Source organism: Sporomusaceae bacterium ACPt (genome assembly GCA_041428575.1).
Taxonomy (GTDB): Bacteria; Bacillota; Negativicutes; order Sporomusales; family Sporomusaceae; genus Sporomusa_D; species Sporomusa_D carbonis.
On sequence record CP155570.1, the window covers coordinates 1,062,968 to 1,078,277 of the forward strand.

General features: G+C 39.1%; 14 protein-coding genes. 11 read left to right on the forward strand and 3 right to left on the reverse strand.

Annotated features, from left to right (window positions below; all coding sequences use genetic code 11):
- Positions 1 to 7: 7 nt before the first annotated feature.
- Genes SCACP_RS05295 through SCACP_RS05340 form a run of 10 tightly spaced genes read left to right on the forward strand, consistent with a single transcriptional unit; the run spans position 8 to position 12,750 of the window.
- Positions 8 to 886 carry a DUF4007 family protein gene (locus tag SCACP_RS05295; protein WP_425060343.1) on the forward strand — a complete coding sequence of 293 codons (879 nt, stop codon included), beginning with the start codon at positions 8 to 10 and terminating at the stop codon, positions 884 to 886.
- Between the two features lie 28 nt (positions 887 to 914).
- On the forward strand, positions 915 to 4,559 hold the full coding sequence (locus SCACP_RS05300) for a restriction endonuclease subunit S (RefSeq protein ID WP_425060344.1): 3,645 nt from the start codon (positions 915 to 917) through the stop codon (positions 4,557 to 4,559).
- Between the two features lie 3 nt (positions 4,560 to 4,562).
- Positions 4,563 to 5,711, forward strand: a complete 1,149-nt coding sequence (locus SCACP_RS05305) for an aminotransferase class V-fold PLP-dependent enzyme (RefSeq protein WP_425060345.1) — start codon at positions 4,563 to 4,565, stop codon at positions 5,709 to 5,711.
- A 12-nt stretch (positions 5,712 to 5,723) separates the two neighbouring features.
- Positions 5,724 to 6,002, forward strand: a complete 279-nt coding sequence (locus SCACP_RS05310) for a hypothetical protein (RefSeq protein WP_132017603.1) — start codon at positions 5,724 to 5,726, stop codon at positions 6,000 to 6,002.
- A gap of 19 nt (positions 6,003 to 6,021) precedes the next feature.
- Positions 6,022 to 8,175 (forward strand): DEAD/DEAH box helicase family protein, encoded by a 2,154-nt coding sequence (locus SCACP_RS05315; protein WP_425060346.1) that lies wholly within the window; start codon positions 6,022 to 6,024, stop codon positions 8,173 to 8,175.
- Positions 8,165 to 8,341, forward strand: a complete 177-nt coding sequence (locus tag SCACP_RS05320) for a hypothetical protein (protein WP_425060347.1) — start codon at positions 8,165 to 8,167, stop codon at positions 8,339 to 8,341. The genes SCACP_RS05315 and SCACP_RS05320 overlap by 11 nt, the downstream gene beginning before the upstream one ends.
- Entirely contained in the window at positions 8,331 to 10,331 is a 2,001-nt protein-coding gene (locus SCACP_RS05325) for an AAA family ATPase (RefSeq protein ID WP_425060348.1), read from the forward strand. The genes SCACP_RS05320 and SCACP_RS05325 overlap by 11 nt, the downstream gene beginning before the upstream one ends.
- On the forward strand, positions 10,331 to 10,834 hold the full coding sequence (locus SCACP_RS05330; protein WP_425060349.1) for a hypothetical protein: 504 nt from the start codon (positions 10,331 to 10,333) through the stop codon (positions 10,832 to 10,834). The genes SCACP_RS05325 and SCACP_RS05330 overlap by 1 nt, the downstream gene beginning before the upstream one ends.
- A 60-nt stretch (positions 10,835 to 10,894) precedes the next feature.
- Complete coding sequence (locus tag SCACP_RS05335; RefSeq protein WP_425060350.1) at positions 10,895 to 11,818, forward strand: 5'-nucleotidase; 924 nt, start codon at positions 10,895 to 10,897, stop codon at positions 11,816 to 11,818.
- 59 nt (positions 11,819 to 11,877) lie between these two features.
- Positions 11,878 to 12,750 carry a BRO-N domain-containing protein gene (locus SCACP_RS05340; RefSeq protein WP_425060351.1) on the forward strand — a complete coding sequence of 291 codons (873 nt, stop codon included), beginning with the start codon at positions 11,878 to 11,880 and terminating at the stop codon, positions 12,748 to 12,750.
- 469 nt (positions 12,751 to 13,219) lie between these two features.
- Here the strand turns inward: SCACP_RS05340 and SCACP_RS05345 are convergent, their stop codons facing one another.
- Entirely contained in the window at positions 13,220 to 13,525 is a 306-nt protein-coding gene (locus tag SCACP_RS05345) for a transposase (RefSeq protein WP_425060352.1), read from the reverse strand.
- A gap of 2 nt (positions 13,526 to 13,527) precedes the next feature.
- On the opposite strand from SCACP_RS05345, the gene SCACP_RS05350 reads away from it, so the two are divergent.
- Complete coding sequence (locus SCACP_RS05350; protein ID WP_425060353.1) at positions 13,528 to 13,638, forward strand: transposase; 111 nt, start codon at positions 13,528 to 13,530, stop codon at positions 13,636 to 13,638.
- Between the two features lie 179 nt (positions 13,639 to 13,817).
- Here SCACP_RS05350 and SCACP_RS05355 read toward each other — a convergent pair whose 3' ends face one another.
- Together SCACP_RS05355 and SCACP_RS05360 are read right to left on the reverse strand one after the other, a co-directional pair.
- Positions 13,818 to 14,753, reverse strand: a complete 936-nt coding sequence (locus tag SCACP_RS05355) for an IS4 family transposase (protein ID WP_425060354.1) — start codon at positions 14,751 to 14,753, stop codon at positions 13,818 to 13,820.
- Entirely contained in the window at positions 14,699 to 15,052 is a 354-nt protein-coding gene (locus SCACP_RS05360; RefSeq protein WP_425060324.1) for a DUF4372 domain-containing protein, read from the reverse strand. Before SCACP_RS05360 ends, SCACP_RS05355 begins: the two co-directional genes overlap by 55 nt.
- Positions 15,053 to 15,310 lie beyond the last annotated feature (258 nt).

Sequence of the window (15,310 nt, forward strand, 5' to 3'; positions counted from 1 at the left end):
AGTAATTATGAGATTTAGAGCACATGATACCTTTTTCATACGAAAAGGCTGGCTATACAAAGGAATGAAAAATGTTGTCCGTGACCGAACAGTCTTTATGGGTGACAATGGAAATCCTATGGATATTTTAGGCATGGGTGCAAATATGGTTAAGTCCCTGCGGTATTGGCTACAAGCTGTCGGGCTTACTGCCGAGCCACCTCAGGGGAAAAAATACCAAACCCTTACTCCTTTCGGTGAAATTGTCTATGAGAACGACAGATACATCGAAGAAATCGGTACGCTGTGGTTTCTGCATTATAAGTTAGCAACTAACGAACCTGATGCAACAGCATGGTATTACTTTTTTAATGAGTTCAATCGCAACGAGTTTACTAGGGATGATTTTGTAAAGCAGCTCAATACGTACATTATGCTGAACGAGTCAGAGGTCTCTGACCGTTCCTTAGATGATGATTTTAACTGTATTATCAGCACTTATGTACCCAGAATTAAATCAAATCCTGGCAAGGTACATCCTGAAAGCAATATTGATTGTCCTCTCGGCGAGTTATCGCTTGTGGACATTGCAAATAAAAAAACAAAGATATATAAAAAAAGTGTACCTAAGCTTGACAGCATACATCCGCTTGTAGTTCTTGCGGTTATCGTTGATCAAGCTAAAGGAGAAGATCAAATAAAGATATCATCTATTCAAAACGATAAGTGTAACGCTGGCAAAGTGTTTAACCTTGATATCATTACGCTTACCAGCTTGCTTAATAAACTCGAACTTATGGGTTACATCAAGGTTATCCGAACAGCCGGGCTTGACTATATAGACATTGAAAGAAAAATTGACTTTTTAGGGTGTGTCAGAGAATACTATGTTGCAATCAACAGATAAACAGACCCTCTAAGAATGGAGATAGAGTATGATTGGTGAGAAAATATGGGTGGAGAAGGGCTTTCAAACATCCATCAATATCGCATATGATTTAAATAATGAAAATAAAGTAAAAAGCTTTATTCCTACGATGTCATCTATTGACGTCATTGAGGATGTTATGCTTAGCACCAGTGTGCCGGACAGAGGCCGAGCAAGAATATTGATTGGAGCATATGGCAGAGGAAAATCGCATATCGTACTTATGCTCATGTCACTTCTTTTTAAGAAAGACATAGCTTTGTTCGAAGTACTTTTGAGTAAAATAAAGGAACATAATCCGAAACTGTATGGGTTTATTACAGACTACATAAACAGCAACAAAAAAATGCTCCCAATTATTGTCAGTGGAAGCAGCACAAGTATCACGCAATCGTTTTTGAGCGCATTGCAAACAGCTTTAAAAAACGAAAACTTGACAAATCTAATGCCTGAAACTAACTTCAAGGCTGCGGTCAACACTATAGAACTTTGGAATAATTATTACCAGGATACATACAAGAAATTTATTTCAGAACTTAATGTACCGATCAATGACTTTATCGTTTCCTTAAAAGAATACGATGTGAGTGCGTATGAAAAGTTTAATAACCTGTATCCGACCCTCACATCCGGTAGTGCTTTTAACCCTTTTCTCGGCTTTGATGTAGTGGAGCTTTATGAGAAGGTCGTTGACAAACTAAAGGACGAAGGCTTTAACGGTGTATACATCATTTATGATGAATTCAGCAAATATCTGGAGGCAAGCATTGCCAATACTACGATCAGTGACATAAAGCTGCTGCAAGATTTTGCGGAAAAGTGTGACCGCAGCGGCGACAAGCAAATGCACCTGATGCTGATTTCTCATAAGGATATTGCAAACTACATTGATAAAAACCTACCAAAGGATAAGGTTGACGGTTGGAGAGGTGTTTCTGGTAGGTTTAAGCATATTAATCTGCATAACAACTTTTCTCAGATGTATGAGATCATCTCTGCCGTTATAAAGAAAGATGAGGACTATTGGGCTGATTACTGCCAAAAGAATGAAACACGCTTTAAAAGCTTGATTGAACGTTTTAAGGCAAACGGTATACTCGAAAAGAATGATGATACCACAGCTCAGACTGCAGTTATGGGCTGCTATCCGCTGCACCCGATTTCAACCTTCATCCTCCCAAGGCTCTCCGAAAAGGTAGCGCAGAATGAGAGAACGTTGTTTACATTTTTATCATCGGATAACAAGTACACTCTATCCGCATTTTTAGAAGATGCGAAGGGTGATTTTCCCATGCTTACCCCTGATTATGTGTATGATTACTTTGAGCCGCTTTTACGAAAAGAGCCTTATACAAGTGAAATTCACAAGCTTTATGAAACCACATCAAAGGTACTTCAAAAGCTCGACGAGGGCTCCCTTGCCACAAAAATTGTAAAGACCATTTCGCTCATCTACATTGTGGAACAGTTTGAAAAACTGTCCCCAATAAAAGACATAATCATAGACACCTTTAGAGACAGCGTTTCCGATGTTAAGGTTATTGATGATGTACTTGCTGAGCTTATCGAAAAAGAGTGCATTATTTATCTCAAAAGAAGCAACGGCTATCTAAAAATCAAGGAAAGCTCTGGCGTTGACATTAGTGCTGAGATTCAGAATGTTATTGAAAAGACCAGGCAGACTTTGAGCGTAAAGGACATCCTGAACAAATTCTCTTTTGACAGCTATATGTATCCTACTGCCTATAATGATGAAATGGAGATCACACGATACTTCGATTTCACCTTTATTGACAGCTTGGAGTTTTTCTCTGTTACAGATTGGGGAAGAAAGATTGAGAACCTAAGCGCAGATGGCGTAGTGTATGCAATTATTCCTCGTAGCAGTGAAGAAATTGAACAAGTCAGAAATGCTATCAAAAGCGGCAACTGTAACCACAATAGAATCATTTTTGTACTACCTGTACGCTTTATGGATATTGAAAAAATAGCTTTTGAGTTTAATGCCGTTACTATCCTGAAGGACATGGCTTCTGATGATGAGCTTCTCTCTGATGAATATGACATTTATATCGAGGATTTAGAAGAAGTTATCGGCAAATATATTTTAAGCTTTACCCGACCGGAAACAGGAGAAGCCGAGTATTATTGGAACGGAGAAAAACAGCCGTTTAAGAGAAAGGCACAAATCTCTGCCAAACTCTCGGAAATTTGTGCAGAAACTTATCCAAACACCCCTATTATCAATAACGAATCCATAAATAAGGACAGTTTACCGACTGTGGCAATTAACAGCAGAAGTAAGCTTATTTCTGGTCTACTTGAAAACGAGCTGAATGTGAATTTAGGGCTTACCGGAACAGGCCAGGACGTTTCATTTATGAGAAGTACCTTGATACAGACTGGCATTCTCTCAAACGAACAGGTGAAGCCTGTTTTAACGCTTACACCTGAAGATGAGAAAATGGCAAATACCCTACGCGTGATTCAAGAGTTTTTCAATGGAGCCAATGCAAACGGGGGACGAAATTTCAAAGATTTGTACGATAGATTGACTCTACCAGAATTCGGTTATGGCATAAAAAAAGGGGTTATACCCATCTATATTGCAGTTGTTCTTCATTTCTTCAAAAAGTATCTTGTTATCAAGAACAGAAACGAAGAAGTTAAAATTACGGCGGATCTTTTAAATAGTATCAATGAAAATCCTAAGGCTTTTACTGCATTTATGGAGGATTGGAATGAGGATAAGTCAACCTACATTAACAGCCTGGAAGCCCTATTTTCAGACTATATTATTTCAAAAGAAAAGGATTATAACACATTTACTTATGTTGTGTCAGCTATGTCACGCTGGTACATGAGCCTGCCTAAGTATGCCAAGGAGTTAAAGACTAACTACAAAGGAAAAGGCGTTTCTCCTGAAAAAATATCGTCTGCACAGGTCAAATTTATCGGGAGCCTAAAGCAGACTGATATCAACGCAAGAGAGTATTTGTTCGAGAAGCTGTTTGAAATTTTTGGTTTTAAAGAATTTACTGTCGACATCGTTGACAATATTAAAAGTGCAAAATCTACCTTTGATCGCGCCAAAAGCGAACTTATCAAACATCTGATAAATGATGTTAAAGACACTTTCAAGACCGGCCAAGCTGATAATGTTACATTGACGTCCATTATCAAAGATTTTATTGAAAGATTGAAGCCTACTACGCTGAGCTACTTATTTCCTAATGAAGAACATAAGGTATTGCAACTCATGAGTAGTATTGGTAATGATGAAAATACATTCATAGAAAGGCTTGCAAAAGCAGTTACCGATCTGCGAATTGACGATTGGACGGTAGATACGATTGCTGAATTTACAGCAGAATTGGAGCAGATTAAAAAATCAGTTTTAGAATATGACAAAACCGCTGCACAAATTAATAATTCTGCAGTAAGCGCAAACAGTTACAAAATATCGTTTATCGGGGAGGATGGCAAAGAGGTAGTTAAGTCGTTTGACAAGACAACCTACAGTGACAAAGGAAGGCTCCTTTACAACGAGATAGCCACAGCTCTCGATGAAATGGGTCAGTCGATTTCGGAACAAGAAAAAAGACAAATCCTAATGGAGTTTATTGAAAAGATGTGCAAGGGAGGAATCTGACATTTGGATAAAACAGCTTACTTTAATAATGCTGCTACCACTTTCCCGAAGCCGGAAGAAGTGTATAGCTTTGTAGATAAATTTTATCGTGAGTCGGGACTTAACTCCGGCCGTGGACAAAATAACTCCACGAGTAAACTCACTCAAGATACGCGAAATCTGTTGTTGGAGCTGTTTCACTGTCCTGCCAAAAAAGTAGTATTTACCCCGTCGGCAACGGAAGCAATCAACGTTATTTTGCAGGGACTTCCCATAACAGATAACTATAACATCTATATCTCACCCTTTGAGCATAATGCGGTTACAAGGGTAATCAACTATCTGCAGGGATTATATAAACTAAATATCATTACCTTGTCCGTAAACGAAAAGAATCTAACCTATGATTTAGAGAAGATTAAATATCAGTTTGCGGAGAACAAACCTAATATCGTAATTATAAGTCATGCGAGTAACGTATGTGGTGTGATAGCGCCTATAACCGAGATTTGCACAATGTCGCACCAGTACGGCTCGATAAATGTAATTGATATGTGCCAGACTGCAGGCCTTATCGATACGGATTTGAGCAGTAATTTATATGATTTTGTGGTTTTTGCCGGCCATAAGACCTTATATGCCACCTTTGGCATTGCAGGGTTTATATGCAATGGAGATATCAAGCCTAAGCCTCTTATTTATGGCGGTGCTGGGTTTGATTCTGCTAATCCAAATGTGCCTGACACAATTCCAGAAAGATACGAGGTTGGCAGTCAAAACATAATGGCAATAGCAGGACTGTATGCGGCTTTGAGTTGGATAAAGAAAACAGGAATTCATCGCATCTATGCGAAAGAAAAAGAAAACCATAGTAAGCTAATAGCTGTTTTAAGTGAATTTGATAACATCAGAATTATCACTCCTGCCGATGTTGCGGATACAGTTGGCGTCGTATCCTGTGTCTTTGATAGCTATAGCAGCGATAATATCGGACAGATACTGAGTCAACAGGGTGTCGAGGTTAGAACAGGACTTCACTGTGCGCCATTAGCGCATAGATTTTTAGGCACTTTTCCTGCTGGGACAGTCAGATTTAGTGTAAGCTACTTCAATACTGAAGATGACTTTGCAAAGCTTAGACAAGCCTTGGAATTTATTTGCGAAAACGGTTAGGGGTGATATGAAGTGAGAGAAGAAGAATTTGAGAAATATTTGCTTGAAGATGATAAAATAGTCAGCAAAGTCAAGGCTGTGCGGTCAAGAGTGAATAAGGCACGGATGATTGAACGGCACTTTAAAACTTCGCTTGACTATATTGTATCGGACGATAGAAGAATGTATGAATCCTTGCTAAAAATAAAGGCCGAAATGAAAGACACAAATGGAAACATTTCAAACGCTTTGCGAAAGTACTATCATTTTGTGAACGGAGCCTTGTTTCCTATGTTGTCAGACTATAAATAGGGATTTTGGAGGTAGGCCCGTGAGCTTAAGAGATGTTGAATTGAAAAGTGAATACCGCTCTTTAATAGACAATGTAGCAAAGGATTTCTATATCCCTTTACTAAAACAAGCTGTTACATATAAAAGGGCAGTTGGCTTTTTCTCGTCCTCTGCTCTGGCTGAGATTTCAAAGGGAATTTTAGGGCTGGTTAAAAACGGAGGGACTATCCAGCTTGTCGCTTCCCCTCACCTTTCCGATGAAGATGTTGAAGCCATAAAAAAAGGGTATGAATTAAGAGAGAAAATTATTGAAAATGCTTTGCTTCGGGAGCTTCATGGCGTAAACACAGAAATGGAGCAGGAACGTCTTAATCTCTTGGCAAACTTAATTGCTGATGGCTTCCTGGATATAAAAATAGCGTTAACCGAACAAAATGGCGAAATTGGAATGTACCACGAGAAAATGGGGATCATCGCAGACTCAGAGGGTAACAAAGTCGCTTTTTCCGGATCTATGAACGAGTCGGCTACGGCTATGACAATGAACTACGAAGCCATAGATGTGTTTTGCTCCTGGCTTGATGAAAAAGACCGAGTAACCTCAAAAGAAAATGCGTTTACTGCAATATGGAATAATACTGAGCCAAGTATTGTCACCATAGATTTTCCTAATGTTAAAGAAGAAATTATCAAGCGGTATCGCAGAAGTCCGGTAATTGACGTAGTCAGAGAAGAGTTTGGTGATTATGTTTATATTTCACGGAAACCAAGTACCTGCTGGATAAGTAAACCCGATTATGTGAAGTTTTACGATTATCAGATTGATGCCATAATTTCATGGGAGAATGAAAATTATCGTGGTATCTTCGATATGGCAACCGGAACAGGAAAAACCTATACCGCGCTCGGTGCGTTAGAGGTTTTGTGTAATAAAGTAAAATCTAATCTTGGGGTATTCATTGTCTGTCCATATCAGCATCTTGTCGAGCAATGGGTAACAGATATTAAGGCTTTTGGGATCAAGCCTCTTATTTGCTATTCAGGATATGACTGGAAGAAAAAATACAAATCCTTGATCAGCGATTTTAAGCTGGGCGTTATAAAAAATTTCTGTGTTGTCACAACCAACGCTACTTTTGCATCTGAAATTATGCAAAAGGAAATCGATAAGCTAAAGGGGAATGTTTGCTTAGTTGTCGATGAAGCACATAATTTCGGCGCTAAAAAGCAGCTTGAGTGCATGAAAGAAGTATTTAAGTATCGCTTGGCATTATCTGCAACTTTAGAACGACATCACGATGATGAAGGCACACAAAAATTGAAAGATTATTTTGGCAACAAGTGTATCGAATATTCTCTAGCACGGGCGATTAAAGAAGATAAGCTTACCCCTTATTACTATCACCCAATTCCGATATATCTCGATGACGATGAGCTTGAAGCCTATAATGAGCTTACCGAAAAAATTATAAAGATATTGCAGAACTCAAAAAAAGACGAGCCTATGCCGAAGCTTGCCGAGACACTGCTGATAAAAAGAGCGAGGATTATTGCCGGAGCCAGGAACAAACTGAAAGCGCTTTATGAAATCATAAAAGAGCGGTATGTAACGGAAAATCAAATTTTAGTTTACTGCGGCGCTACAACTGTGGAGAACAGTAGCTATATTGAAGGCAAGGTTGATGAAGAAGAAAAGCGGCAAATCGAGATAGTTGTTGATATGCTTGGAAACAAATTGGGCATGAGGGTTTCAAAGTTTACCTCAGAAGAAAATGCGGCAGAGCGTGAAATGATAAAAGAGAATTTCGCAGATGGTACAATGCTTCAGGCTTTAGTTGCTATTCGATGCCTGGATGAAGGTGTTAATATCCCCGGAATAAGAACAGCGTTTATTCTCGCAAGCAGCACCAATCCAAAGGAATATATACAGCGGCGCGGCAGGGTATTGAGAAAAGCTCCAAACAAGCCGTTTGCAAGGATATATGACTTTATTACCTTACCAAGAAATATCGACGAGCCGATGCATGGCAGTGAGTATCTTAACAGCGAGTACTCCTTGATAAGGCGTGAATACGAAAGAATGGAAGATTTTGCGAGCTTAGCGGAAAACTCATCCGATACGGCGAAATTGCAGGAAAAAATTGATGATTTTTATAAGCTGAACTATATAGGGGGTAAAGATTATGGAATCTAATAATGATAAAAAGCTTGAGCTTAACCCGGATAGCTTAAAGATGCTGAAAAATCGGATTTATCACATGGAGAGAGAAAACCACAAGACTAAAAAATATAAGGATAATGAAATGGTTGAGCGAATCCGGAAACTGATTGAAGCGGAGGTTGATAAAAATGATAATTAAGAGTATCGCGTTAAATAACTTCCGTCAATACAAAGGAGAGCAACCGCCGATTCTCTTTTCTACTGATAAAGAGAAAAATGTAACTGTTATCCTGGGTGTCAACACAAGTGGAAAGACCACGCTAATTCAGGCGTTTGAGTGGTGCCTATATGAAAAGGTAAACTTTAAGTCCCGTGATGTTCTAAACATTGAAGTAGCAAAGGCGATGGATCTATATACTTCCCAAGAGGTGTACGTTGAAATTGTCTTAATTCATGAGGATAAGGAGTTTACCATACGAAGAACACAGAAGTTTACTAAATCCGATGCCGATAAAATCAAGGCAGAAAAATCTGTGTTGAAAATCCAATATAAGGAAGATAATGGTGAACAACAAGCTGTCCCCTCTTATGAATGTGAAAACACCATAAATAAGATTTTACCAGAGGCATTATCGGATTATTTTTTCTTTGATGGTGAGCGCATAGCAGATATTAACAATCGCGGTGATGTCGTGGCGGCTGTCAGAGGTTTGATGGGCTTAGATGTTGTCGGTGAAGCAAAAGACAGATTAGATCCTAATAAGGCTTCCTCTGTCACTGCAAAATTCAGTAAAGAACTTGACGTTGGTAGCGATCAAAAAAATAATAAGCTAAAGAATGACCTTACCGATGCCCAGACAAGGTTAGATACACTAAATAAAAGGAAAAATGAAGTAAAAGATGAAATAGAGTACTATGAAAGAAGAAAAGAGGAGCTTTCCGCTCAAATACTCGCAAACAAAGATGAGAAGCATAATCAGGACAAAAAACTTTCACTTGAAAAAGATATTGTTCAAATCACTAAGAATATTGAGAATACCGAAAGCCGCATCGTCAAGGATTTTACAGCGGGAGCAATGAAATTCTTTGCTACGCCCCTCATTCATCGCGCTCTTAAGGTTATTGATGAAGCAAAATATAGCGGTGAGGGCATTCCTCATATGCGTTCAGCAGCCATTGACTTTATATTGGAAAGGAAAAAATGCATATGTGGCTGTGATCTGAGCAAAAACGAAGGGGCAAGAGAGAACATATTGTTTGAGCAGAGCTTGCTGCCACCCCAACATTTAGGTACTATTCTGCACACTACCAAGGATACATATAAGCGTTATTTGAAGGAAGCCCAAAGCTTTTGTGAAACTATTCTGGAAAATCACACAGAATATCGCAACAACAGAAATTTTTTGGGCGAAAAGACGGACGAATTAAAAAATGTTAGTGCTAAAATTCAAGGCAACATTGATGTTGCTAAGATTGAGCAGGACTATCAGAAAAACGAGAAAACTTTAAAAGACAAGAGAGAGCTGCTCTTGAAGATTTCTTCCGATATCGGTGCTACAGAAAAAGAAATAGCCGAAATCGAAAAAACTATTGAACGATTGACCATAGTATCGGATAAAAACGAGAGGTTAAGAAAATGTATCGCTTATGCAAAAGCGATATATGAATGGTTAAAAGCCGGTTATGACAAGCAGGAAAAGGAAGTAAAGGAGCGCTTGCTGGAAAGCGTAAACAACATTTTTGCAAAGATGTATCACGGAAAACGTCACGTTACCATTAATGACCGTTATCAAATTGTATTAATGACACTTTTGGATAATGACGAAGTGAAAACGGACGAGAGTAAGGGCCTAGAAGCTGTTAAAAACTTTTCTTTTATTTCTGGTTTGGTCGATTTAGCAAGACAAAAAGCTCACAAAGGAAACGGTGTCACAGAAGATGAGGACATTCCCTTTAATACTGAGCCATATCCTCTTGTTATGGATGCCCCGTTCTCTAATGCAGACGAAATCCATATAAACAATATCTCCAAAATCATTCCAGAAATTGCAGAGCAAGTTATTTTAATGGTTATGCAGAAAGATTGGGAGTATGCAAGACCTGCCTTAGAGGATAAAATCGGATGTAGTTATTTTATTGAGAAAATTAACAACTCCGATACCAATTCGGTCATAAGGAGGATTATGTAATGTTTAATAATGACTATGAACTCAAAGGCAAGCATGCTACATATATACGTTTTTTAAGTGCAACAACAAATAGGCTTGATAAGACAGCAAAAGCTGCAGGCATAATAAATACAGCCGTCGATATTTATGCTATTGCACCTTTAATAGGATTGGCATACAACAAGAAAGCTGCTGAAGATAATTCTTCAAATGATACGTATAGTATTTTGGCATCGCAAATAATCAATCACCAGGCAGATCTTGATTTTGCTTTTCGACTTGTACTGCTTGCGGATAACTCTACAGAGTTGTCCAGCGATGAAAAAATTGATCGCGCTTTCAGACAAGATGAACAACCTGAAAAATTAGCTGAAAACTTAGAACTATTCCATCAATATATGCGCGGAGGCATTGAATGGCTTTACGACCATTTTACCGACGGAGCAACCACCAGAGAAGATTATTTGGAAAAGGTATATGAAGTTGTGAATCTTTATAATGAGGATTTTGCTATTAGTGTTTAGCATTTAGCTTTGAGAATATTTGAATAAATTAGTGCATTGATTTTGGAGAGGGTATTATGTATGCCATATGATATTTCTGAAAAACTCAAGATTGCTGTTACTACACGTGCGATATTCAAACTTGAGCAGGAAAATGAGATCTTTGAGAAAAAAGGTCGGGCTGAATATGAAAAATACCAAATAGAGCATGAAGATGATATTTTAATTCCTGGTGCTGCTTATTCTTTGGTTTCTGCGTTGCTTAAGCTTAACAGCATTGATAAACTTAATCATAAAATTGAAGTAATCATAATGTCAAGAAACAGCGTCAATACCAGTCTTCGCGTTTTTAATTCAATTAAGAATTATAACCTTGACATTTCAAGAGGAATATTTACAGGTGGTGGTGATTTAGCACCATACCTTGAAGCGCTTAAAATAGACTTGTTCTTGACGGCAAATCCCTATGACGCGCAAGCCGCAATTAACAGAAAAGTACCCGCAGCAACACTTTTAACAAATAACATTCCAGATTACAATATAGGAGACAGTGTTAGAGAGATTAGGATTGCATTTGATGGTGATGCTGTACTTTTTTCTGAAGAATCTGAAGCAATATACAAACAAAAAGGACTTGAAGCATTTGCTGCAAATGAAGAGCTGAATGCGAAAAACCCTATGAGTGAAGGTCCTTTTGCAAAATTTCTTAAAACAATTGCAGAAATCCAGAAAAATATTCAAGACACTGATCTCAATATTAGAACGGCACTTGTAACTGCACGTAATGCGCCTTCACATGAGCGGGTTGTCCGGACTTTGCGTGCATGGGATGTATGTATTGATGAAGCTTTCTTTTTAGGTGGTATATCTAAAACAGAAGTATTAAAAGCATTTGGTGCACATATCTTTTTTGATGACCAGATGACATATACGGAAGCAGCTTCAAGTGTTATTCCTTCTGGAACTGTGCCTTACCAAGTCGGAAGTATATTGAATAAAGGGTAATAACATGACCTTTTCCTTGTAATACAAATGCATTAAAAATCAATGATGGAGAACATATTATGGATAAAAATAACGAGATTCAACTATTTGAAGATAAGCGCATTCGTACAGCTTGGGATGAAGAAAAAGAACAATGGTACTTTTCTGTAGTAGATGTAGTAGCCATTCTGACTGACCAGCCGACGCAGCGTTCAGCTGCGAAATACTGGAGTGTTTTGAAAACACGAATGAAAAAAGAAGGAAATCAACTGACTACAAATTGTAGGCAGTTGAAAATGATTGCAGAGGATGGTAAACGACGAGAAACGGATGTGGCTGACACTGAACAGCTGTTGCGCATTATACAGTCCATTCCGTCACCAAAAGCCGAACCATTCAAAATGTGGCTTGCTCAGGTTGGACGTGAGCGGATAGAGGAAACCATCGATCCAGAACTCACCATCGATCGTGCTCTTGCTACGTACTTAAAAAAAGGATATTCCCGCGAGTGGATTAACCAACGATTACAGGCAATTCAAGTACGCAAAGAACTGACCGATGAATGGGATGAACGTGGAATAAAACGGGGACAAGAATATGCTATTCTGACTGATGAGATTACCAAAGCGTGGTCTGGCATGACGACTCGCCAGTATAAAAAACTTAAAGGGCTAAAAAAGGAAAATCTTCGGGACAATATGTCAACATTGGAACTGGTTCTGAACATGCTTGCTGAAGCCACTACAACCGAAATTTCCAAGGCAACAGACCCACAAACCTTCGAAGAAAATCGACAAGTAGCACAGCGTGGCGGTCGAATTGCTGGAAATGCACGCAAAGAAATTGAAGCAGATACAGGAAAGCCCGTTATTACAGAAAAGAACGCTGTTGATTTCTCTCGACTTATTGCTGATGTCATTGAGGAATCAGAAAAAGACGATAAGAATGGGTAATTGTAACGAATAAAGCCTTCAAGTGGTCTACATGCTTTTTGAAGGTTTTATTGCTTACAATTTACTTTTTTGTAACGCAAAATGCAGCCACTAAGCAAGCGAAAAAAGCCTGCAACAGGCTATGGTTTTGGAAATATACCCTGCCACCAAGGGGGTACCAGACTGGTACGACATACTTATTGTATCCTCAAGGCACGCAGAAGCGGTCATGAAACTTGTAAGACGGTAAAAACTAGTAATATCAACGCATTAAAGCGCTTGAGTGTGAGATGAGCACTCAAGGGGATACGTATGTGGAAACATATCGACTGTTTAGATCAAGTCAGTAGGAATCTCCTCTAGGAATCTGTTGTAAAATCCGCTGACAATTGCTCACAAAATCATCGACAATTTTAAAAAATTACGTTGTTGTTGATATGTAGTAGTATTTTCTTAGAAAAACCAATGATCCTGGCTCCTATTGTTGCCGTTATATCCCCATTGCCTTTGTTAAACTGTCAAATTTAGACACGTCCCCCTTGGTGCATTGGAAGATGCGTTTGAGATTGACCCCGGCCGCCTTATACGCCAATTGTATTAGCGTCTTTTCGCGTCCAATATAGCGGGATTTACGCATCCCACGGTTCATTACATGGGCCACTTTGCGTTCAATCTTGGCCCGGCTTCGGTAAAGGTTTTTAAATTCAGACGTTTTTGTTTGTTCCAGTATTGACCCTACCGCGATTTTATGGACACTACGAACGTGTAGTATAATATAAACACGGGAGGGGTTCACGAGTGAAAATATTTGATAAAGAATATAAGTTAATGGCTGTTAAGCGGGTTAAAGAAAGCGGAAGACCGGTAGCCGAAGTGGCGCGAGAGTTAGATTTGAGTGCCAATCATTAGCGTTGCATTAAATTAAATCAAGCTTGTCAAGCCTAAATTTTACGCTAAGGGAACTAGTGTCACTCCAGAAATTGTTTTGAATATTCTGTCTTGGTTCCTCTCCTGGATTATGTAAAAACGCTGGAATAAAGGTAACCCTTTATCCACATTTTTACATTATTCCTTTGGCCGCAATACGATTATAAGTACATTTCCTCCACGTTTACTGCATCAAGTACCTGTGTGCCTTTTAAGTCGATTTCTTGCAGTATATCGGCGATTTCATCCCGAATTGATGGTTTTCGGCCTCTGCTGGTCTTTGTCGGTCCCCGGCTTAACGCGACTATCATTTCGCTAAAATGTTGAAACAGAAATGTTTTCACCGCCCGGAGTACATCCAACATGGAGCGCTTTTTTGGCAGTTGCTCTTGCAAGTCTTTTAGTAAACAATATCCGATTAAAGCAATCCATATCTGGCTAAACACGGCATTAGGGCTGGTTCCGTAGAACTTCTTTATCACCAGGTGCTGTTTTATCCATTTGAAAAACAGTTCGATTTGCCATCTGAGCCGATATATGTCACTGATCTCTTTAACTGGTAAAGTCATGTCGTTCGTCACTATTGTTACCAGGTTGCCATTTTGATCATGGGTTTCTATTAATCTTAGCGGGTGGGCCATCTGAGTGATATATCGGCAGCCTAAAATAACAATCCGTTCTTTAAGACCTCCGCCGCCGGTATTGCTGGTTTCCTCAAGCACTTCAATGTTGGCATTGCCCTTCAATCGGGAAACGAAGCGAATATTATTTTGGCAATAGACATCCCATTTTGCATAATCAACATAGCCCCGGTCGAAGACGTTTAAAACGTTGTCCGCAGTAACGATCAGCTCATCCATGACGTTTTTGTCGGCTTTTCGGGCTGTAGTAAGAACAGCGTGATCCGGGTAAGTATTGCCTTCGTGAACTACAATACTCTGATGGAGCTTTATGCCGCCTTTGGTCTTTCGGAAGTCAGCCCATAGAAACCGCGTAAGGCAAAGTGTTATTGTGCTTGAATCGATGACATTAAGTTGATAACTTAAAGAACCGGGGTTTCGGTTTTTTGCACGTTGCCAGACCGAAATTTTGACCATGGAAAAAGTGGTTTCCCAAAATTGATGCTCCTTAGACGACGGGACAGGGTTGATGCACTAATTGAGGTAAGATGCAGTACTTCATGGATGCGTTTGTCGCCGGTAACGAGGTTTGCGATGGAATGGAGGGATTCTTCACCCAAAAACTGAGCAATAACCATAAGGTACAACAGTTTTAAGGTTTTGGACTTCTTGACATAGCGATCACATCCGGCATCAAGACAAATTTGTTTAAATTTTTCGTACGGGAATGCTTCAAAGGCTTTAAAAAGTGTGGTTTTTGTGATATCCTTGTCCATGTATTGGCTCCTTATTTTAGAGACTATGGACAGGGTTACCTGCTCTAACTCTATTATAAGGAGTTTTTTCGTGAAATACCAGGACGAATATAGTAAAACCGCCAAACAATGCTGTTTTTCGTCTAATTTGAGCGAATTTAAGCTTTGACTATTTGAGACAATTTTATTGCAACGTTAATGATAAATTATATATACTTGGATCTAGTTTTTTCCGACTATAAAATACGCCGTTTGCGTTACTGGACGATAGCGCCAGTC